We start from the raw sequence: 20,500 nt of genomic DNA on the forward strand, positions 1-20,500 counted from the left end.
CGCTACAGTTGTCACTACAAGTCAATTTTTCTTAGCAAACTACTTTTCAACTCAAGTAGAAAGATAGCTATAGAAGGCTTTGGTTAGATTCCATTAGCAAAATATCAATACTTCTTGAAAAAATGAGAATAAAAATGTCAAACAGAAGACAATTTCAATTTTTCAAAGAAGATACGTTCATTTATGGCTTGTAATAATATGTTTTGAACGCGAGGATCGTGAGCGTTAAGGCATTGTCTTTGCAAGTTGGTTTTTATGACTAGTCACCGTGTTTTTTCTATCGTCTGCTATGAGCTACAGAGATTTTTATACCGCTGCTGAGGCGAAGTATGACTCATCGAGAAGTTGCTGATCTTCCTTCTGATCTGGCTGTATTGGGCGATCGCACTCGATTTCAGTTAGGAGATCCTAGCCCCAGTTCGTCTGTCATTCAGATGGAGGATTACCGTCGTCCTGGCTTACCTGCCGAAGCTTACACTCGTTCTCAGTATCTCGATCAAGAGCGCAAAACGGTGTTTACTCGATACTGGATCTGTGTCGGTCTGGCATCGGATGTGCCTAATCCAGGGGACGCTTACCCTACTGATATTGCAGGTATGCCGATTGTTCTGGTGCGCGATCGCCTGGGGACGCTACGGGCCTTTCACAATATCTGTAGCCATCGAGGGTTACAGCTGGTTGCAAAACCCTGCAATACGCGAGGTCATATTCGCTGCCCTTACCATTCATGGACTTACAGAGCCGACGGTAGCCTTAAAAGCACACCTCATTTTGGGGGCTACTACAAAGACAGCTACGACGGATTTGATCGCGACAGCAAGGGGCTCCAGGCTATTCGCTGTGATCAGTGGCTTGATATGGTGTTTGTCAACTTGTCGGGAGATGCTCCACCGTTAGAGGACTACTTGCAGCCTGTGCGCGATCGCTGGGCCGACTATGATTTGGGCTTGCTCCGGCGAGAGTCTCGCGAGGTTACCCTACAGTGCGATGCTAACTGGAAACTTGCCGTCGAAAACTTCTCCGAAAGCTATCACTTGAATTGGGTTCACCCAGCTCTCAACAGCTGCTCTCGCATGGAGGATCACTTCAGCTTCGAGATCAGGGCTCCCCATGTTGGTCAAGGCAGTCTGCGCTATCGCAGGGGTCAGATCAATGGCAAGACATTACCCACTTTTCCTGGACTAGGGGCAAGCAACAAACAAACGGTTGCTGAATACATCACCGTTTTTCCCAATCTCATGCTGGGTGTTCATCCCGATTACTTTCTGATGTTCCTCGTTAACCCCCTTAGCCCATCAAAAACGCGGGAAAGGATGCTGTTTTATTTTGTGGGAGATGAGGCAATGACCCCGGAGACCGAAACCTTGCGACATCTGCCTATCGATCTTTGGACAGAAACTAACGATGAAGACATTGAAATGATTGAGCGGATGCAGGTGGGCCGCCAATCTCCCCGTTTCGATGGGGGCTGTTTTTCTCCGGCGCTCGAAAAGCCAGTCTACCTTTTTCAACAAGCGATCGCTCAAGCCGTTGATAATCCCTCATAGTCTTTAGGGTGGGCTGCCCACCTGCACCTCAACCAGCTTTTTCCAAGGTACGCAGCGCCCACCTTACGCCTCAAAACTCAAAAACGGGTACACCCTACTCAACAGGAGATTTCCTATGACATCCAATGCATCCGTGGTGGTCATCGGTGCTGGGATCGTCGGCTGTAGCACAACCTATCACCTCGCCAAGCTGGGCTGGAAGAACATTGTTGTTGTCGAGCAGGGACCGCTGTTTGCCACCGGGGGATCCACATCTCATGCCCCTGGACTGGTGTTTCAGACAAACCCGTCTAAAACCATGACCCAGTTAGCTCAGTACACCGTGGAGCTATATAGCCAGCTGAGGACTCAAGAGGGACCTGCGTACTATCCTGTCGGCGGTATTGAAGTAGCCTATACGCCCGCTCGGATGCAGGAACTTCAGCGCAAATTAGGGTGGGCCAAGTCCTGGGGCGTTGAGGGGGCCTGCTTGTTGACCCCTGGAGAAGTCAAGGCCAAGCTGCCGCTCATCGACGAAGCCAAAATTCTAGGCGGCTATTTTGTTCCCACCGATGGAATTGCTAAAGCGTTGAGAGCCGCAGAAGCGCTGGCGAAACACGCCATTTCAGCGGGTGCGGCAGAATTTCGAGGCCACACCACGGTGACCGACATTGAAGTGATGAAGGGTCAGGTACAGGCGGTTGTGACGGATAAGGGCCGCATTGAGACCGCTAAGATCCTCGTTTGTGCTGGCATTTGGGGACCGCGCATCGGACGCATGGTCGGAGAGGTCATTCCCCTAACGCCGGTACAGCACCAGTACGTCAAAACGGCTCCCATTTCAGCACTGGCAGGCGCGACTGAAGAAGTGTCTTACCCCATCGTGCGCCACCAAGACCACGCCATGTATTTTCGGCAGCATGGCGACTGCTGGGGCATTGGCTCTTATCAGCACGAGCCTTTGCTGGTCGATCCAGACAACATCTTGCCCTATGCTGAAGCGCCCGTAATGCCATCGGTTAAGCCTTTCACTGAAGAACATTTTGGCCCGGCTTGGGAATCGACTCAGGAGCTGTTTCCAACGTTGACCGATGTCGAACTACCCGACAAAATCAACGGCATGTTTTCCTTTACGCCGGATAGCGGCTCTGTTGTTGGAGAATCCACAAAGGCTAAAGGATTTTGGGTTGCAGAAGCTGTATGGGTAACTCACGGCGGCGGTGTCGGTAAGGTCGTTGCAGAACTGATGACCAACGGTGTTTCTAGCCTCGATCTGCATGAGCTGGACATATATCGCTTTCCAGAGGTTTGCAAGAGTGCCGACTTCATTGTTAAAGCGGGCGCACAACAATACGACGAGGTGTATGACATCATTCATCCCCTCGATCAGCAGACCCATTCTCGAAACTTGCGAGTGAGTCCCTTTTACCCGCGCTTGCAGGAACTCGGAGCACAGTTTGTGTTCAGCGCGGGCTGGGAACGACCCCAGTGGTTTGAGGCCAATGCAGCTCTGCTAGAGGAGTATCCCATTCCAGCTCGACAGGGTTGGGAAGCTCGCAACTGGTCGCCGATTCAAGGCGCAGAGCATTGGGTGACACGCGAAAGAGTGGCGCTCTATGACCTGTCTCCCTTTGCCAAATTTGAGTTGACAGGACCGGGCGTTGTGGATTATCTACAAATGCTCTGCGCCAATGATGTGGACAAGCCTGTTGGCAAGGTCATTTACACCGCTATGTTGGACCCCAATGGCGGCATCATGTGTGACCTAACAGTAAGCCGCATTGGACCAGAAACTTACTGGGTGATCACAGGGGGCTCCGTTCACGGACATGATTTAGCCTGGATGCGATCGCACCTCCCCCAGGACGGCTCCGTCCAGATTGCTGATCTCTCCTCCAGCTACTGCTGTGTCGGGCTTTGGGGACCACAAGCTGCCGCAGTGCTACAGGCGGTCACCGCGATAGATGTATCGAAGCGATCGTTCAAATTCTTCACCAATCAGTCCTTTTACATAGGCAACATTCCCGTCCGAGCCATGCGCGTTTCCTATGTGGGCGAAGAGGGGTGGGAAATCTACGCGCCAACGGAATGTGGGCTGACCCTATGGGATACGCTGTGGGCCGCTGGTCAAAACTACGGCATGATTGCGGCGGGTCTTGGCGCCTTTGAAACGCTACGGTTAGAGAAGGGATTTTTGCTCTGGGGCAGCGATATTCATACGGAATATGATCCCTACGAGGCGGGGCTTGGGTTTGCGGTCAAATCTAACAAAGGCGACTTTATTGGCAAAGAAGCCCTGCTCCAGCGACGAGAGTATGCCTCTCGTAAGCTCTGTTTCCTGACCTTGGATGATACCGATGTTGTCATCATGGGTAAAGAGCCTGTTCTCGCTGACGACAAAGTGTTGGGCTACGTCACCAGCGCTGGCTATGGCTACAGTTTAGGTCGATGCGTGGCCTACGCTTATTTGCCCCTGGCCTATGCAACTCCGGGAACCCGCGTTTCAGTGGACTATTTTGGGCAGCCCTTAGCCGCAACCGTTACTGAAAAGCTGCTGTAAAAGACGACGAGGATTGGGCACCCCTGCAATTTCCCCTCAAAATCATCGCGAAAACAAACCTCTCCCAGCTGCCTCAAAATCCATCCAGAGGTTTTCATCACGTCTTTGATGACTGATTTGATGACCGATGATCGCGATGGAACGGCTCAAGCAAAGCGCGATTGAGATTCTCGGATTCGGCCCCCTGCTCCTCACTCATGCACCCCTATGTCCACCAGCGTCTTCGACATCTTCAAAATCGGTATTGGTCCCTCTAGCTCTCACACAGTAGGTCCAATGAAGGCTGCTCGTTGGTTTGTGCAGGAACTCGCGAGAGAAAATCTCCTGACGCGAGTGGCGCGAATCCGGGTTGATCTGTATGGATCTTTGGGGGCCACTGGGAAAGGGCACGGCAGCGATCGCGCGGTGCTGTTGGGTCTTGAGGGCGAAACACCAGAGTGCGTCAATCCCGCCATGGTGGCAGGACACTGGCAGCGGATTCAGCAGACAGGATCGGTGTGGGTTTTACGTCAGCAAGCGATTCCTTTCTGCTATCAGCAGGATCTGAGTTTTCACTGGGAGCCGTTGCCGTTTCATCCCAACGGATTGGCGTTCAAAGCATTGGGCCCAGCAGGAAAAGTGCTTTATGCCAAGACGTACTATTCCATCGGAGGCGGATTTGTCGTCGATGAAAACGCTGCGAGTATCGACCAGTTGCAGCTGCATCGCTCGGCGTTACCATACCCTTTCACCACTGCACGGCAGTTGCTAGAGCAGTGTCAGGACAGCGGTCTTTCCATCAGTCAAATCATGCTGGCGAACGAACAGGTGTGGCGATCGCAGGCCGACATTCAAACTAAGCTATTGGGTCTGTGGACAGTCATGCAGACCTGTGTTGAGCGGGGTTGTCATACCGAAGGGACGCTGCCCGGTGGACTGCGGGTGAAGCGACGGGCAGCAGCACTCTACCGACACTTGCAGCGACTGGAACATTCTTTAGCAGATCCCCTGAGCGTGATGGACTGGGTCAATGTCTACGCCATGGCGGTGAATGAAGAAAATGCGGCGGGCGGGCGTATGGTCACGGCACCTACGAATGGAGCAGCGGGGGTGATACCAGCGGTGCTTCATTACTACAGTCGCTTTTGTCACGGCGCAAATGAGGCTGGTGTTGTTCGCTTTTTGTTAGTGGCGGGAGCGATCGCGATTCTCTATAAAGAAAATGCGTCTATCTCAGGGGCGGATGTCGGCTGTCAGGGAGAGGTCGGAGTTGCCTGTTCGATGGCTGCGGGAGCCTTGGCGGAAGTTCTCGGCGGTAGCCCAGCGCAGGTCGAAAATGCAGCTGAGATCGGTATGGAGCACAACTTAGGTCTGACGTGCGATCCAGTCGGTGGGCTGGTACAAGTGCCCTGCATTGAACGCAACGCGATGGGGGCCGTCAAGGCCATCAATGCGGCTCGCATGGCGCTCAAAGGCAACGGTCAGCACTGCGTACATCTAGACAAGGTAATCAAGACCATGCGTGACACCGGACACGACATGCACGAGAAATATAAGGAAACGTCTCGCGGCGGCCTAGCCGTCAACGTTATTGAATGTTGATTCGATGGGTGTGTGACTAGCACTTGGCTTCTTAAAAAGACTCCCCATTCTTCGCTTGTATGAGAAGCTTAGACAGATGCAGCTTCCTCTATGAACCTTTAGCAAGAATCTTTGCCAGTAATCTTTCTACACTTATCAAGTAAAAGAAATCTCAGATAGAAGTCTCTGCAGTAAGTTGTTGAACTACGCGACTTTTGGAGCAAACAGACTACACAAAACTGTATCGTAGTAATCACCTGGATAATGTAACTCCCTTAAAATCATCCACATCGTAAAATAAAAACGCTCATAAGCCTTTCTTCAAATCCCATCAAAAGTGTATAATTAATTTCTATACTTCTTTCAGTTAAGTGGGCAGTTACTTCAATGCATCCTAAAAACCCACTTTTCCAAAAATGCATTGCTTATCTTGAATCACTTCCCAGTATTAAGGCAGTGATTCAAGGAGAAGCATATTTTTCCAATGAAGTTTTAGCTGATGGGAAACTAATAATTAATACTTCAAGTGAACGTGTTGATTATGTCTGCGAGATTAAAACTGGACTCACAAACGATGTAGTCGAACAAGTAACTGAATATTTTTTAAATTTGGGTAGAAGACTAAAGCATAACGAGAGACCCCTGCTGATTACGCGTGGTTTATCTAATTTGGTTGTAGAACAACTTTTAAAGAGAAACGTTGAGTTTATAGATATTGATGGAAGCATTTATCTTAATAGCTCAAAGTTCTATGTATTGGTCCGTAATCAAATCCATAAAGAAAACACAAGTAAATCTTTAGAAATTACTGCTGCTTCACTACAAGTTATATACGCTTTACTCAGTCAACCCAAAATTTTCAAGCAAGGATATGATTTCGATGAAGAGGTTGGTTGCATCTCCGGTGTTACTCCAAAGACGGTGAAGAATACGCTTAAAAAACTTCAAGATTTAGATTACATCACATACAGGCACGGAAGATATGAAATCGTTGATTATGTCAGGCTTCTTGAACGCTGGGAGTTAGGCTATTCTGAAAGATTACGTGCAAAACTAACTCTTGGAATTTTCGCTCCCATCGGAAACATTGGTTTTTCAGAAGTTGCAGATAAAATTGAAGAATATGCAGAGCGTTACGATTATCTAATAGGTGGTGAACTTGCCGCTTCAATAATGACTGAGTATCTTCGACCCATTAGTGCGACTTTACATCTAAGTAATAATTTTGATAGTCGTGAATTAGCTGTCAATTTGAAACTAAAACCTGATCTTGAGGGTAGTATCACATTCCTTCAAACCTTTGGTCATGTTAAGTATCACCAAAATGACCTTGGAAAATTTCAACAAACTCTAATCAATCCATTATTTATCCATGCAGAATTAATGCGAACTGGAAATAGCCGATTAAAAGAAACTGCTGAACTTATCTACGATAGATATATTGAGGAATTAGCACAAAGGCATGATTAGCTCCGATGAAAAGCAAGTTTTAGTTGATTTGATCGATTTAGTCGGCTCACTAGACTTGCCTATGATTTTAGTTGGCGCAGGAGCTAGGCTTTTAATATTTGATCGTAAATTTGGAGAAGGAAGAGGCACAAAAGATTGGGACATAGCAATTTCCATAGATAGCTGGGAAACCTATCAGCGGCTTTGTGAATACCTAACAACTGGCAAACCGCCGCGTTTTAAGTCTACAAAAAACCCCCATAAATTCATACATAGTGAAACTGAAATCGAGGTCGACATAGTTCCATTTGGAGAAATCAGCGAACCAGATCAAAAAATTGTTTGGTCCGACAGTGGTAATTCCATGAATGTCTCAGGCTTCACCGAAGCTCTCTTACACGCAAAAACTGCTGTTATTGATGATTTGGAAATCCCAGTGATTGATACGCCAGCTTTTGTAGTCCTCAAAATCTTTGCCTGGGGAGATCGAGGAGAACGGACAAACAAAGATTTGGAAGATATTGAATTTGTTCTATTGAAATATGAAGATGATGAGCGTGTCTATTCTGAGTTGGCCGGAGAACTCGCTGATGGAACAATTGAATTTCTCAATGCCAGTATCTATCTGCTTGGTCGGGATATCCATAAAATACTTCAAGATAAAACACTAACTGAACTTGATTCAATATTGAACAATTTGATTGAAAGATTAGATGTTGCTAAACCTGGATCTTTGGGTTATGGGTTAAAAATTTTGCAGGCAGGGATTCGCTCTTCACATCCGCAAGCATGACCTAAAAATGCTCATGCACCTGACTGACAAAAAGCGATCTGCCTAGAGGTTTTCTTCAGCAAGTGATTGGGAACGACATATATCGTAGGTGGATTGATGAAAGTTGTATACTACCTAGCCACTAGCTTGGATGGATTCATTGCTGACGTCAACGAAAGCGTTGCCTGGCTCGAAAAGCTCACTATCAATCACCAGGCTACTGGCTATGACTCTTTTTTCGATACTGTCGACGCACTCCTAATGGGCCGTAAGACCTATGTCTTTGTTTACCATCATGGGCAATGGCCCTATGGCGACAAACCGACTTGGGTTTGCACTAGCCAAGAGGTGTCACGGATGGACGGATGCAATCTTCAACACGAGCGGAACCCAGCTGCGGCCATACAGCAGGCTAAGAGACAGGGCGTGGCAACACTCTGGGTTGTTGGCGGTGGACGTTTGGTCGAAACGCTGATCAAAGAGAACTTACTGACACATATCAGCGTTTCGGTGATGCCTGTACTTCTGGGGGACGGCATAGGTTTGGTTCATTCCTTGTCTAAACCCCTGTATCTTCGGCAAGAAAGCTCTGTATCAATGTCAGGGTTCACCCAAATTGAGTACCAAATCGACAACAGCTTAATCTGAAGCGGCACCGCTTTTCGCTTTTCGCTCGTAACACTGAATACCTGCATGATCCAAAATGAGCTGGTGGCCCTGAATGTATTTCAGCTTCCCGTGAATGATGCCTTCCCAATAGTCATACTCCATCGTTTTGCCAACGAATCGTTTGTAGGTTCTTGTCTTCACATCTGCCAAAACGACATAGCCGTCGGAATACACCTCAAGTCGAGTACCGCCCCGCGAATCCGATTTCACTAGCGGAATACCCTTGAATTTTATGGAGATTTCAATCTCACCTTTGGCAGGCATAAATCTATGTAGAGTCAGACCGAGAAGGACATTATGACAGGATAATGCCCAACCGGATGAAGTATCAACGCAATTTGAATAAAAATGCAGCCTGCAGGAAGCTTAGGCGAGGCTGTCATCCGTCAACCAGTCTTGAGGCTTCAGGAAAACATCGTAAAGTCGACGTTCTGGGGTATCTGCCTCAGGTTGATAGCTGTACTCCCAGCGGACTAAGGGGGGCAGCGACATCAAGATAGATTCGGTGCGTCCATTCGTCTGCAATCCGAAAATGGTACCCCGGTCGTAAACCAAATTGAACTCGACATAACGGCCCCGACGATAGAGTTGGAAATCGCGTTCGCGATCGCCATACTCTTTGTCCTGATGCTTCTCAGCAATGGGGACATAGGCCGGCAAAAACGCTTTCCCACAATCTTCGACAAACCCAAAGAGGTCTTCCCAACTTCGCTGGGGTAGCTCACCGACCTGCTGACTGTGTTGGGCTGCCAAGCCATCCTCACTAGGACCCCGATATAGCTCACCACGCCCATCTTGATAATCGAAGAAGATGCCGCCGACGCCTCGGGTTTCATCCCGGTGCTTCAGATAGAAATACTCGTCGCACCAGCGCTTGAAGGTCGGATAGTATTCAGAGTGATGGCGATCGCACGCCTCTTTCAGCGTCCGGTGAAAGTGCTGGACATCATCCACCTGAGGATAGTAGGGCGTGAGATCAATACCACCGCCAAACCACCACACAGGTCCAGCCTCAAAATAGCGATAGTTGAGATGGACGGTCGGAATGTAGGGATTGTGAGGATGCAGCACCATAGAAGTGCCTGTCGCATAAAATCCGTGGCCCGCAGCCTCAGGACGCTGCACCAAAATGGAGGGGGGTAACTGCTTGCCCCACACTTCCGAAAAGTTGACGCCGCCCTGTTCAAACACGCGGCCCTGCTTCACAACTCGTGAGCGACCACCCCCCCCTTCAGGGCGTTCCCACTGATCCTGCTGGAAAGTTGCTTCACCGTCTAAAACTTCCAGCCCCTGACAAATTTCGTCTTGAATTCCCTTCATAAACTGACTGACGCGATCGCGAGAATCAGAAGGGGGAGGAGAACTAGTCGTATTCGAAGCTTGACTCAGATTGCGAGCAGAAGAAATCGTCATGAACTAACCAACCCAACCAACAAATGAATTAGCCTGCAACAAAGGTACATCTTCAAGATAAGCAGCATTCTATCCTATAGAAATAGCGTCTTAGCCAATGCTTCGTAACTAGGCCAGACACTCTGGAGAAAGCAATCTCGCGAAGATGGCTCTCCCCAGACAATAGAGATGCCCACATAGACGGTGAGATTCTGCCAGGAACAGATCCCCGAAACTCTGTGGCTAAGGCAACCGTCCCTCAGTGCAGACTGTTCCCAAACGCAACTCACCCTATCGCGAATTGAGGTCCCAACCCTAGCTGGAAAAACATTTCTCTACATTGAGAAGCTTAAATTTTTACGACACGAGCTGTGGAAATCTCTGCTGTTGTCAAACATAGGAAAACATTCACCATTTAGGTGTATACGGAGATCCCCATCGTGCTGTCAGAGTATGAGCGACAGGCTAATTGATTCTCTGAGTGTGTAAAAAGACGTTTGCCATCGCTCTAGTCGTATTTGGGCCTTATTCCTTCTGCTAAGTTCCATCGTCCAACGTTTTATCATGAAAACCTTCCGGTTCCTCTTCAGCAAAAAAATCCATAAGCCTGCTCCAAGATACTCACATCAAATTGGCTCAGAGCGCTTCTTGCAGAAAACCTATCGAGCCTTGAGTTCTGCTTCAGTGGAAACGCTATGGCAAAAGCTGACCAATTTGGCAGACATGTCCTCCTGGCATCCGTTGATCAACAGCACCAACGTTCCCCAAGGATTGACAGCTAAGCCAGGACTCATCTACAGAGTCATTCCTCGATGGTTCCCGTTGCCTGTTGATATTTTTGTAGAACGAGTTTCGCCTCAAGAATTAATGAGTGTACGGCTATTTCCAGTTCCCGGTTTGGAAGAGCGGATCATCTATCGGCTGGAATCGACTGTCTTGGGCACCCAAGTGTCATACTCAATCGTTTTGCGGGGATGGCTGTCTCCTGTGGCCTGGTCAGTCATGCGTCCTTTTGTCGCGCGGGTTGCTGGGGCGATCGCGAAAGCTGCTGAAGAAACCGCAGCTCAAACCGTCAAATCTTGACTGCCCAACTTTTGAACAATATTGGGCTTTGAACTGACAAAAGGCAAAGCCAACCTCTAAATCCACATCTCGAATACTTTCTATCCAAAGGTCGTAGATCACCCTCTAAGATTAAGAAATGCGCCGTTACAAGCGTGCTACTCTCAATCGCCTTATTTAACACTTCTTAATCATGACCTTGGACGTACCCTCAATCCTCAACGTTCTGCGCCCTGTACAGGATCCCGAGCTGCAAAAGAGCTTAGTTGAACTGAACATGATTCGGAACGTGTCAGTGGATGAGGGAGCGGTCCGCTTCACGCTGGTGCTGACCACACCTGCCTGTCCGCTAAGAGAATTTATCGTAGAAGACTGCGAGAAAGCAGTCCGTCAGCTCCCTGGAGTCAATACGGTTGACGTTGAAGTTACGGCTGAAACACCTCAGCAAAAATCGCTTCCTGATCGCCAAGGCATCGAGGGCGTCAAGAATATCATCGCGGTCTCCAGTGGCAAAGGCGGTGTGGGGAAAAGTACCGTCGCGGTTAATCTTGCCGTTGCGCTGGCTCAGGTGGGAGCCAAAGTAGGGCTGATTGACGCTGATATCTATGGTCCCAATGCACCCATCATGTTGGGCCTCGAAAACGCCAATGTGATGGTCCAGCAGGGGGCACAGGGAGAAGTCCTAGAGCCTGCCTTTAACCACGGCGTCAAGATGGTTTCCATGGGCTTTTTGATCGATCGCGACCAGCCCGTTGTGTGGCGTGGTCCAATGCTCAATGGTGTGATTCGTCAATTTCTCTATCAGGTCACTTGGGGCGAATTGGACTACCTCGTCATTGATCTTCCCCCCGGAACCGGAGACGCTCAGTTGACCCTAGCGCAGGCTGTGCCCATGGCAGGAGCTGTGATTGTGACAACGCCGCAGAATGTTGCCCTGTCCGATTCCCGCCGAGGTTTACGGATGTTCCAGCAGCTTCAGGTTCCTGTTCTCGGCATTGTGGAGAATATGAGCTACTTTATTCCCCCCGACATGCCCGATAAAAAATACGACATCTTTGGTTCCGGAGGGGGTGCAAAAGCCTCTGAAGAACTGGGCGTTCCACTACTGGGCTGCGTTCCTCTAGAGATGGATGTGCGGCAAGGGGGCGATCGCGGGATTCCCATTGTGGCGGCCTCCCCTGACTCAGCTTCAGCTCAAGCATTGGTTACCATTGCTAAAGCAGTAGCTGCTAAAGTTTCAGTGGCAGCGTTGACCGCTTAGCCAATAGCACTGTCTTCTGCCTTTGCAGAGTTCACAAGCAGATTTCTCGTATGGCTGACTCTTTTCGCACCAGTCCGAAATGGAAACGCTGGTTCCAGACCTGGCAGCAGATTGATTGGCTGCTGTTGCTGACGCCGACTGTGTTGTCGATCTTTGCCAGCGTTGTCATTGCCAGCACTCAGTTGAACCTTGAAGCCACCGTGTATGGTTGGAATCACTTCATGCTGGCTATGGTTGGTGTTGTGCTGGCGCTGTGGATATCTCGGATTCGTTATGAGGTTCTCTTGCAGTGGCGATGGGCAATTTATGGCCTAATCAATCTTTCCCTTATTGCCGTTATTTTCATCGGCACCACGGGCATGGGTGCTCAGCGGTGGATCACAATTTTTGGCTTTAATGTGCAGCCTTCCGAGTTCGCCAAGGTCGGTCTCATTATCATGCTGGCTTCTCAGCTACAGGAGAAGCACTCAACAACGCTGTTAGGAGTTCTACGGGCGCTGGCGATCGCCGCTGTGCCTTGGTCCCTAGTCTTCGTCCAGCCTGACTTGGGAACCTCTCTCGTTTTTGGTGCGATTACCTTAGGGATGCTCTATTGGGCCAATGTGAACCCTGGCTGGCTAGTGCTGATGATTTCGCCCCTGGTAGCCGCAATCATCTTTCACTTTTCAATCCCAATTTGGCTCGTGTGGTCTGTTGGCATGGGCATTATCGCTTGGCTAACACTACCCTGGCGTTTGTTCAGCACGGTCACTGCCACGGCTATCAATCTCATCTCAGGTAAGCTCGGCGAGGTCTTTTGGGGGCTTTTGAAGGACTATCAGAAAGATCGTCTAATTCTGTTTCTTGACCCCGATAAAGATCCCCTTGGCGGCGGCTATCACCTGATTCAGTCTCGCATTGCGATTGGGGCCGGCGGACTATGGGGACGAGGACTCCATCAGGGAACGCAGACTCAGCTCAATTTCATTCCTGAGCAGCATACCGACTTCATTTTTTCAGCCATTGGTGAGGAATGGGGATTTGTTGGCGCGATGGCAGTTGTGGCGGCTTATTGGCTCATCTGTCTACGACTGGTCTTGATTGCTCAAAATGCGAAGGACAATTTTGGTTCGCTGTTGGCGATCGGTGTTTTCTCAATGCTGATTTTTCAGGTCGTTATCAACATCGGCATGACAATCGGCTTAGCGCCAGTGACAGGCATTCCGCTTCCATGGATGAGCTACGGGCGATCCGCTCTGATTACTAATTTCATGGCGTTGGGTATTGTCGAGTCTGTTGCCAGCCATCGCCACCGTCTAAAATTCACCTCCAGCGTTAAATAGCGTTTAAGCGGCATACCGCGTCTGTGGTCATAAATGCATGCCGCTATAAGCCTTAGAGACTAAAACCATAAAATACGCATGTTTTGTTATCGAAGATACGACTTTGTAGGGACATGCGGAGTAGAGCAACCTGTAAAGATTTGGAAGGCTCACTAAAGCCGCTTTTTCCTTTACATCTCGATTTATGGTCACGACTCTTGTGGAGCAGGCGGCTGCGCCTCTACAGGCAGCTACACTTCCTCCTCTAACCTCCGATATTCCTCTGAAAACTTGTCAGGTCTGTGTTGTCGTGCCCGTGCGCGACGAAGCCCAACACCTTCCTGTAATGCTGGGTGCATTGGCGCATCAGGTTGATCATCAAGGGCAGCGCCTCAACCCAGACAGCTATGAAGTTCTGCTACTGGCTAACAACTGTAGTGACGGTTCAGAGGCGATCGCTGCCGCCATTGGTCGGACCTATCCTCAATTGAGACTACACGTTATCTCAGTTGACTTGCCTCAATCTAAAGCTAACGTCGGTCAAGCTCGTCAGATGGTCATGAATGAAGCCTATCGACGACTGTCTCAGATTGGGCTTAATCGTCGCATCATCGCTTCGACAGATGGCGATACAGAGGTTTCTCCAAACTGGTTGGCTTCGATAGCGGATGAGTTTGCGCAAGGCGTTGATGTCGTCTGCGGACGCATTCTCACCCGCCGCTCTTCCGAAGCAGATATCCATTCCAGAACCTCTCTTTACTTTTTGCGCTATGTCGGTCATCGATATCTGACAGCACAACTAGAAGCGTGTCTTGATCCCCTACCCCACGACTCATGGCCTCGGCATTATCAGCACTTTGGTGCCAATATGGCTGTGTTAGCCGATTTGTATGGTCGTGTAGGTGGCGTGCCTGACGTGAAAATCCAGGAAGACGTTGCCCTTTATAAAAAGCTACAGCGGGTGGATGCCAAGATTCGCCACAGTCCTCACGTCCGAGTTTTGACCAGTGCACGACGCATTGGCCGAACCAGTGGCGGATTAGCGGAGCGTTTAAATCAGCTCACAAGGGCAAGTCAGCAGCATCAAGCTGTCTGGGTCGAATCGCCCCACATTACAGAAGCTCGAATTGTGGTCCGCAATCAACTGCGACAGAGTTGGACAGGTTTGAAACAAAACTGTTTTCTGCCACCAGTTCAGAATCAAGTTGCCACCCAAAGACTGGCTCAATGGCTAGGATTTTCCGAAAAAGACATCCAGGAAAAAATTACAACCGCGTCTACCTTCGGAGCGCTCATCGAGAGCCTAACAACGGAACAGAGAGAAACGCTAGATTTTCATCTGGGTCAGCAGGCGATGGTAGAGATTAGCTCAGCTAATATGCACTTGCGAAAGCGCATACAAACCCTGCGACAGTCACCCCTTGCAGAACGGCCCTTAGACAACTCAGCCATCTGGGAGTCGCTCCAGCAAATCCAACCGATACCGCTGTTCTCGCTGACTTACTAAATGACGAAAAGCTATGTCTACCTGCGATAAAAAAGCATCATGCACTTCATCACCTGTCAGAGGATAGTCTCGCGTTTGAGGAGTCCAATGAACGAGTAGCAAATGTCCACCCGGTTCAAGATGATGAATAATGTGCTGCTGGGCTTTTGACAAGTCATCCCAACCCCAGTAGTACCCCACCTCCGATACCAGAGTTAGGTCAAAAGTACGATTAGGAGACTGCTGCGGAAACTGCATCAGGGCAAACTCGACCTGAGATAGGTGGCGGCAGCGCTCTATGGCCCGTGACTGGGCTTGATGACACAAGTCTATCGAAAGGAGGGATTCGCAGCGCTCGGCTAACTTCTCAGTAAGGACCCCAATGGATCCGCCAATCTCGAAAGCAGAGCGATACTGCAATTTGGGCAGCGCCGCCAAGGTGGCGGCATATTTCTTCGCTTCATACTCACTCGTCTCAAAATCCCAGGGGTCTGGATCAGCTGCATATAGCTGATCAAAGTAGCTGGAAGGCAAAGACTTTCGCTCTGAACTGCGACTGACCCGTGATTCAAAAGATTCTCGTGGCATAGGGCTTATCTTTTATCAGTGACGTCTAAATAGGTCTCCCAAGGCTGAATCAGGTTAGCCAGCATGTCTGGCGTCAAACAAAAGCCATTGGGATCATCGTCGATTAACAAGGTTGTTTGGGAACGATGGGCCGCGATCGCCCAGCGCTTGATTTCCTCAACAGAACGGATGTCGAGTCTCCAGCCAGTTTCACCCGGTGGCAACAGGGGTAAACCGGCCGATCGACTTCCCCAAACGGCATAAGCGACTTGTCGAGGAGGATGGCTCCAGTCCTGTAAGCAAGCTTGGATAATCTGCCATGCAGCCCGATGATCGCAATGTTGATCCCCTCGCCAAGGCACAAACAGCAGCGCCGGACTGTGACGGCGTAAATAACGACGCCCCTGATCCACAGCAATGATAAAGTCTTGAGTTCCTAAGCCAGGAACCGCTTTGTCCGGCCAGCGCCAAAAGGTAATAGCTTGAGCATCGACACCTAAACGCTTGGCAGCTAAACGGGTTTCCTGTTCTCGCAGGTGTCTTAACTGGGACGGCGGATAGCGGCGAGAATTAGGGTGGGAACCAGTGCCATCGCTGACGACCAATATCTGCACAGGGATATCGCTTTGCCGCAAAAGGGCGATCGCGCCCCCACAGCCCAGACTCTCATCATCGGGATGAGGGGCCACCACCACCGCGCAACGACATTCCGAAAAAACCTGATCCGCTGAATACAACGGCAATTTATCAATCTCAGTTGCAGCAGCAGTATAAAGCTGATCCATTCAGCGCTCCCTTGACCTCACTGGTCTCCAGGTTTTTTCCCACTTAGGAACGGGAACTTATTGAAGTATCAACTTTGAGCTTTGGATTCGCCGATGACTCAATCATTCAAAACTCAAAACTGAGAACTTAAAATTCATTCATTCCTTATCCTCTTCAATGCCATCAGATGAATGATTCTGCCCCATCAACACCGCCACCATCCGTCTCCTTTTCTCTGTCGTTCCTATGCCACAGCACTCTGCTTGGCTCTGGGTGGGCAAGCACATGCTGCCCAACACTGGTGAGAGCAACATCAAAGGCGGGTTGCCGCAGGTATAACGTCAGGTCTCGAATAATTCGCTCCATTGGGTGAGGCGGCAGCAATCCTCGTGTACCCACACAGCGTTCTGCGAGCGCTATGGTGTCAATACAGATTTGCTCGATCGCCGTACGGACCATATTGGCGTAGCTGGTCAGCTGTGCAGTCTGGGGATGAGATGCGTGGGGCAATCCCCCAAACACAGGAGCATAGTCAGCGACTTGAGCAGCCCCTCCCTGTAGCCAGAGGTTGCCCTGCTCAAGCGCGATCGCCATTCGACCGAGACGAGCTTGCTGGTGCGGATGATCGGTGCGGTCCATGTCTTGCAAGTAGGCACGAGTTGCATCAAACAGAGCTTCTGCTCCCCCCAACTGCACCGCTGCAAAGCGCACTACTCCCGCAGTCAGCCAAGGTTGTCGAAAGTAGTCTCCGGGTTGACCCAGCAGATCATCAGCCGTTAACTCTACCCCGCTAAAATCAACTTTGTAGCTCACAGAGGCTTTCATCCCAGAAGGTTGCCACCAGTCAGGGTAGGTCTGCACGTTGACCTGTTCCATCGGCACGATGCACATTTGCCAACCGCCATCTGGCAGCACACCGTTCACAAAGGGACGACTCACGTAGCCGCATCCAGAGCAAAACGTCTTGCTTCCCTCTAGCCGATAACAATTTCCACTGAGGGGATACAGCTTGACGCCGTCTTCAGCCTCAGCATTCCAAACTCCAAAAATACGGTCGTCATGGGCATCTTGGGCAAACTTCTCCACTTGAGTGGGTGAGCCAAAGGTCTGAATCAGCTGTAGCGCGTTGACATGACCTTCATAAACTCGTCCCAAAGACAAATTACCGCGACCGATTTGCTGCAAGATTTGTAGGAGCAGCCCTGTTTGCTCTGCCTGAAACCCCAGTCCCTCACCCCCTAAATCTGAGTGCAAAGGCGCTGATAACAAACCAGCATCAGCAAGCCGCTGAAACTCTTCTGCTGGAAATTGACCGGTGCGATCCAGTGTGACCGCCCGCACAGCCGCATGGTCAGCAACCTTGATCGCAGCCTGTAGCAAAGAACTGGATAACGCCATAGGCGATTGAATAGAGCTGGGAACCCAGCGATCGTTCGTACTATGAGAAACGGTTGTCGATGTGGCAGTCATGCTTTCAAGAAAAGGTAGACTCCTATCTTCCTTAGAGTCGTAACCTTATACCTCTATCTCCTGTAGGATTCAAATCTTTTTATACTCAGATCTCGCAGTTGAGTTTGTGCTGACTGTCTTGCCCCCTTACCCCCAAATTTCTATCCGCTCTACACAAGTTGTTCTGCAACCAAGACCAAGACCGCCCTTACTGCTGTTGTCGGTCTAAAGTAGTAAAGGGGCGACTATTGACCACCTTGTCTTTCTGCTGGTGAGTAAAGCTTCACCCGTTTTCAGCAGAATGAACAGATTCGTATTTACCGGAGTTTATCTTCTATGCGCTGCACCATCGTTAGCCGAGCGGGACAAGTCTTGGCCTACGGACGTTTATTCATCAGTCACCAAGAGGATGGTTTGCGTCTTAATCTGGAAACTGATCGCGGCAGAGTTCTAGAAGGTGGGCTCATTGGCGAAGATGGCGATATGACAATTGCCAGCGAGATTTTATCGGAGCAATTTTTCGATGTCTGGGGCATGAGCGACTTAACGCTCAGCATCCAGTGTGGCAACCAAAGCCGAGATGCTATTGGAGCACTTCCCACTGCATCGGACATGGATATGTCGCTGCTGTAGCTTTCGCTGTCTTGTCCTAACGGAACTGCCAACGGCTTAAAAACACTCGGCTGTGGTGATTACGCTGCTCTAATGACATCCTACCAGCAGTAAATTCTTTTCTGGAGATCCCCTTAGACAGGCGTCGAGCTGAGATGGTCTCTCAGGGCATCCACAACTTTGTCCAACAGGACAGCGCGGGAGGCTTTGAACAGAATGCGATCGCCTGGCTGAATTAGTTGTTGTAGGCGGTCTTGTAAAGCACGAGGACTGTTAAATGACTCCACGGGCACCGAAGCGGCTCCGGCAATTAAAGCGTCGGTTTCAGTGGGATCAGCGAGGGTCAGTAAACGATCAATCTGCAACGCCTGGACCGTTTCACCAACCTGACGATGAAGACTGACGGCATGTTCACCAAGCTCTTTCATCGTGCCCAAAACTGCAATATGACGCTGACCAGGCGTATCTTTCAATAACTGTAACGCGGCCTTCATTGACTCCAAGCCAGCGTTGTAGGTTTCATCTAGCAGCACGATGTCGTGGGGCAGGACGACGCGAGTTGAGCGGCCACTCGGCAAGTTCACCACCAGTCCAGTTTGCCAGTCGCGCCAGTTCAGCTCAAAGGCTTCCATAACGGCGATCGCTGCCAAAAAGTTCATAGCATTATGCTTGCCGGGCAATGGTAGCGGCAACGAGATGCCGTTAACCTCAATGGTATCGGGATCGACAAGCTGACCCCGAATATCGCCGCTTTCCAACCCAAAGGTAATGTGTTTGCCTGACCAAACGCCCGCAGCAGTTTGCATGAGTCGCTCATCATCGGCGTTGAGCACCGCAGTGCCAGATGGGGACAGCTCTGCCAAGAGTTCGCATTTCGCATTGGCGATCGCCTGCCGAGATCCCAATAGCTCAATATGGGCCGTTCCCACATTGGTGATCACAGCCACCTCAGGCTGAGCAATCTTGGCTAGGAGAGCAATCTGCCCAGGTCCCCGCATTCCCATCTCAATCACACCGTAGCGATGGGTCTCATCCAATTCCAACAGGGTCTGGGGTACGCCGATTTCGTTGTTGTAATTTGCCTGCGTCTTGAGAACCGGCGTGGCTTGAGTTGATAAAGCCGCCGCAATTAGCTCTTTGGTCGTGGTTTTGCCCACTGATCCCGTAATGCCGACGAGGGGAGTTTCGAGCGTTTGCCGCCACCACTGAGCGATCGCCTGATAAGCAGCCAGCGTGTCTTCCACGATGAGCTGTGGCCCCCGACCTATTGGCTCCTGAACAATGACAGCCGCCACGCCTTGATCCAAAGCCTGTTGCGCAAATCGATGCCCGTCGAAGCGATCGCCTTTCAGTGCTAAAAAAACGTCCTGTGGTCTCAGGGAACGAGTATCTGTCGAAATTCCCCTTGCTGATATTGAGCGACTATCTGCGTCTGCTGCTTCGATAGTTGCGCCTGTCACATCAGCAAGTGCTTGCAGTGATGCCTGAAAACCCATTTAGCTCATTCCCCGATTTATGCAACAAAGTTCTGGAATCTAGGTTTTCCAGAATTGGGCTGGGGAACTGAAACCAGATTCAATCACACTAAATCCTGAATTGGTAAACCTACACCCAGCGAGTCTTATTGTTCTAAACCCAAATTCTCCCACAGTAGCGCCCCTTCATCTGCAAAAACGATAGTGGTAGGTCAGGGCAAAGGCTCCCAGCACAAGACAGAGCTGGTGTATTTTGACCCCTGTCTTCAATTTTTGGAGGAAGTCAGATTCAACTGCGTCAGTCTTGGCTGATTTGGTTTAGCAATGCGCAGTTTCCTGCCGACTAGATTTCAGTGTTCTTGGCTCCTGCAGATGTCAGCTACAGCACTGCTCTTAAAGAACATTCGCCAATGTGCGTTTGGCACTGCGTCCGTGTTTTGCCGGAGATACGGACGTTCAATGAACAAGGCTACATCCTCAAAAACACGGTTGCCTAGACTCAATTTGTTGGGATTCTAGTTTACAGGCCCGAGAGGATAAACAAGAATGAAAGGCTTCTCAGCTAAGGTTTTCATAAATTCAAGTTGATCATGC

The 20,500-nt window shown here is 49.9% G+C and carries 17 protein-coding genes; 11 read left to right on the forward strand and 6 right to left on the reverse strand.

Annotated elements, in window-relative coordinates; translation table 11 throughout:
- The first annotated feature begins 329 nt into the window (after positions 1-329).
- The 6 genes from PN498_RS25505 (at position 330) to PN498_RS25530 (ending at position 8,515) form a co-directional block, all read left to right on the forward strand.
- Entirely contained in the window at positions 330-1,547 is a 1,218-nt protein-coding gene (locus PN498_RS25505; protein ID WP_272066274.1) for an aromatic ring-hydroxylating oxygenase subunit alpha, read from the forward strand.
- A 115-nt stretch (positions 1,548-1,662) separates the two neighbouring features.
- The gene (locus PN498_RS25510) at positions 1,663-4,086 is read left to right on the forward strand and encodes a GcvT family protein (protein WP_272066275.1); all 2,424 of its coding nucleotides are present in this window, start codon (positions 1,663-1,665) and stop codon (positions 4,084-4,086) included.
- Between the two features lie 207 nt (positions 4,087-4,293).
- Positions 4,294-5,667, forward strand: a complete 1,374-nt coding sequence (locus PN498_RS25515) for an L-serine ammonia-lyase (protein ID WP_272066276.1) — start codon at positions 4,294-4,296, stop codon at positions 5,665-5,667.
- 366 nt (positions 5,668-6,033) lie between these two features.
- Positions 6,034-7,116, forward strand: coding sequence for a type IV toxin-antitoxin system AbiEi family antitoxin (locus PN498_RS25520; RefSeq protein ID WP_272066277.1), 1,083 nt, complete (start codon positions 6,034-6,036; stop codon positions 7,114-7,116).
- The gene (locus PN498_RS25525) at positions 7,109-7,888 is read left to right on the forward strand and encodes a hypothetical protein (protein WP_272066278.1); all 780 of its coding nucleotides are present in this window, start codon (positions 7,109-7,111) and stop codon (positions 7,886-7,888) included. The genes PN498_RS25520 and PN498_RS25525 overlap by 8 nt, the downstream gene beginning before the upstream one ends.
- Before the next feature lie 96 nt (positions 7,889-7,984).
- Complete coding sequence (locus PN498_RS25530; RefSeq protein WP_272066279.1) at positions 7,985-8,515, forward strand: dihydrofolate reductase family protein; 531 nt, start codon at positions 7,985-7,987, stop codon at positions 8,513-8,515.
- Here PN498_RS25530 and PN498_RS25535 read toward each other — a convergent pair.
- Both PN498_RS25535 and hemF read right to left on the reverse strand, forming a co-directional pair.
- On the reverse strand, positions 8,507-8,800 hold the full coding sequence (locus tag PN498_RS25535) for a hypothetical protein (protein ID WP_272066280.1): 294 nt from the start codon (positions 8,798-8,800) through the stop codon (positions 8,507-8,509). The genes PN498_RS25530 and PN498_RS25535 overlap by 9 nt on opposite strands.
- 102 nt (positions 8,801-8,902) lie before the next feature.
- Positions 8,903-9,949, reverse strand: a complete 1,047-nt coding sequence (gene hemF, locus PN498_RS25540) for an oxygen-dependent coproporphyrinogen oxidase (RefSeq protein ID WP_272066281.1) — start codon at positions 9,947-9,949, stop codon at positions 8,903-8,905.
- Between the two features lie 648 nt (positions 9,950-10,597).
- Between hemF and PN498_RS25545 the strand changes: the two genes are divergently transcribed.
- The 4 genes from PN498_RS25545 to PN498_RS25560 all read left to right on the forward strand — a co-directional run bounded on the left by PN498_RS25545 (position 10,598) and on the right by PN498_RS25560 (position 15,059).
- Positions 10,598-11,011 carry an SRPBCC family protein gene (locus PN498_RS25545; protein WP_272066282.1) on the forward strand — a complete coding sequence of 138 codons (414 nt, stop codon included), beginning with the start codon at positions 10,598-10,600 and terminating at the stop codon, positions 11,009-11,011.
- A 172-nt stretch (positions 11,012-11,183) separates the two neighbouring features.
- Positions 11,184-12,251 carry an Mrp/NBP35 family ATP-binding protein gene (locus PN498_RS25550; RefSeq protein ID WP_272066283.1) on the forward strand — a complete coding sequence of 356 codons (1,068 nt, stop codon included), beginning with the start codon at positions 11,184-11,186 and terminating at the stop codon, positions 12,249-12,251.
- Positions 12,252-12,301: 50 nt separating this feature from the next.
- Positions 12,302-13,573 (forward strand): rod shape-determining protein RodA, encoded by a 1,272-nt coding sequence (gene rodA / locus PN498_RS25555; protein WP_272066284.1) that lies wholly within the window; start codon positions 12,302-12,304, stop codon positions 13,571-13,573.
- A 184-nt stretch (positions 13,574-13,757) separates the two neighbouring features.
- Positions 13,758-15,059 (forward strand): glycosyltransferase, encoded by a 1,302-nt coding sequence (locus PN498_RS25560; protein ID WP_272066285.1) that lies wholly within the window; start codon positions 13,758-13,760, stop codon positions 15,057-15,059.
- Here the strand turns inward: PN498_RS25560 and PN498_RS25565 are convergent.
- From PN498_RS25565 to PN498_RS25575, 3 genes are all read right to left on the reverse strand, one after another.
- Positions 14,997-15,626: a class I SAM-dependent DNA methyltransferase gene (locus PN498_RS25565; protein WP_272066286.1), complete on the reverse strand. Its 630-nt coding sequence runs from the start codon at positions 15,624-15,626 to the stop codon at positions 14,997-14,999. The genes PN498_RS25560 and PN498_RS25565 overlap by 63 nt on opposite strands.
- Positions 15,627-15,631: 5 nt before the next feature.
- Entirely contained in the window at positions 15,632-16,390 is a 759-nt protein-coding gene (locus tag PN498_RS25570) for a PIG-L deacetylase family protein (protein WP_272066287.1), read from the reverse strand.
- Positions 16,391-16,553: 163 nt separating this feature from the next.
- Positions 16,554-17,840, reverse strand: coding sequence for an acyl-CoA dehydrogenase family protein (locus tag PN498_RS25575; RefSeq protein WP_272066288.1), 1,287 nt, complete (start codon positions 17,838-17,840; stop codon positions 16,554-16,556).
- 315 nt (positions 17,841-18,155) lie between these two features.
- On the opposite strand from PN498_RS25575, the gene PN498_RS25580 reads away from it, so the two are divergent.
- On the forward strand, positions 18,156-18,452 hold the full coding sequence (locus tag PN498_RS25580; RefSeq protein WP_272066289.1) for a hypothetical protein: 297 nt from the start codon (positions 18,156-18,158) through the stop codon (positions 18,450-18,452).
- 113 nt (positions 18,453-18,565) lie between these two features.
- On the opposite strand, the gene PN498_RS25585 is transcribed toward PN498_RS25580, so the two are convergent.
- Entirely contained in the window at positions 18,566-19,927 is a 1,362-nt protein-coding gene (locus PN498_RS25585) for a UDP-N-acetylmuramoyl-tripeptide--D-alanyl-D-alanine ligase (RefSeq protein ID WP_272066290.1), read from the reverse strand.
- Between the last annotated feature and the right edge of the window lie 573 nt (positions 19,928-20,500).

The organism is Oscillatoria sp. CS-180, assembly GCF_028330965.1.
Lineage (GTDB): Bacteria > Cyanobacteriota > Cyanobacteriia > Phormidesmidales > Phormidesmidaceae > Halomicronema.

Excerpts from the sequence above, each read along its gene's own strand:
- hemF (WP_272066281.1), bottom strand. The coding sequence starts at position 9,949 with ATGACGATTTCTTCTGCTCGCAATCTGAGTCAAGCTTCGAATACGACT.
- PN498_RS25570 (WP_272066287.1), bottom strand. The coding sequence starts at position 16,390 with ATGGATCAGCTTTATACTGCTGCTGCAACTGAGATTGATAAATTGCCG.
- PN498_RS25525 (WP_272066278.1), top strand. The coding sequence starts at position 7,109 with ATGATTAGCTCCGATGAAAAGCAAGTTTTAGTTGATTTGATCGATTTA.
- PN498_RS25530 (WP_272066279.1), top strand. The coding sequence starts at position 7,985 with ATGAAAGTTGTATACTACCTAGCCACTAGCTTGGATGGATTCATTGCT.
- PN498_RS25585 (WP_272066290.1), bottom strand. The coding sequence starts at position 19,927 with ATGGGTTTTCAGGCATCACTGCAAGCACTTGCTGATGTGACAGGCGCA.
- PN498_RS25510 (WP_272066275.1), top strand. The coding sequence starts at position 1,663 with ATGACATCCAATGCATCCGTGGTGGTCATCGGTGCTGGGATCGTCGGC.
- PN498_RS25580 (WP_272066289.1), top strand. The coding sequence starts at position 18,156 with ATGCGCTGCACCATCGTTAGCCGAGCGGGACAAGTCTTGGCCTACGGA.
- PN498_RS25515 (WP_272066276.1), top strand. The coding sequence starts at position 4,294 with ATGTCCACCAGCGTCTTCGACATCTTCAAAATCGGTATTGGTCCCTCT.
- PN498_RS25550 (WP_272066283.1), top strand. The coding sequence starts at position 11,184 with ATGACCTTGGACGTACCCTCAATCCTCAACGTTCTGCGCCCTGTACAG.
- PN498_RS25565 (WP_272066286.1), bottom strand. The coding sequence starts at position 15,626 with ATGCCACGAGAATCTTTTGAATCACGGGTCAGTCGCAGTTCAGAGCGA.
- PN498_RS25535 (WP_272066280.1), bottom strand. The coding sequence starts at position 8,800 with ATGCCTGCCAAAGGTGAGATTGAAATCTCCATAAAATTCAAGGGTATT.
- PN498_RS25505 (WP_272066274.1), top strand. The coding sequence starts at position 330 with ATGACTCATCGAGAAGTTGCTGATCTTCCTTCTGATCTGGCTGTATTG.
- rodA (WP_272066284.1), top strand. The coding sequence starts at position 12,302 with ATGGCTGACTCTTTTCGCACCAGTCCGAAATGGAAACGCTGGTTCCAG.
- PN498_RS25520 (WP_272066277.1), top strand. The coding sequence starts at position 6,034 with ATGCATCCTAAAAACCCACTTTTCCAAAAATGCATTGCTTATCTTGAA.
- PN498_RS25560 (WP_272066285.1), top strand. The coding sequence starts at position 13,758 with ATGGTCACGACTCTTGTGGAGCAGGCGGCTGCGCCTCTACAGGCAGCT.
- PN498_RS25575 (WP_272066288.1), bottom strand. The coding sequence starts at position 17,840 with ATGACTGCCACATCGACAACCGTTTCTCATAGTACGAACGATCGCTGG.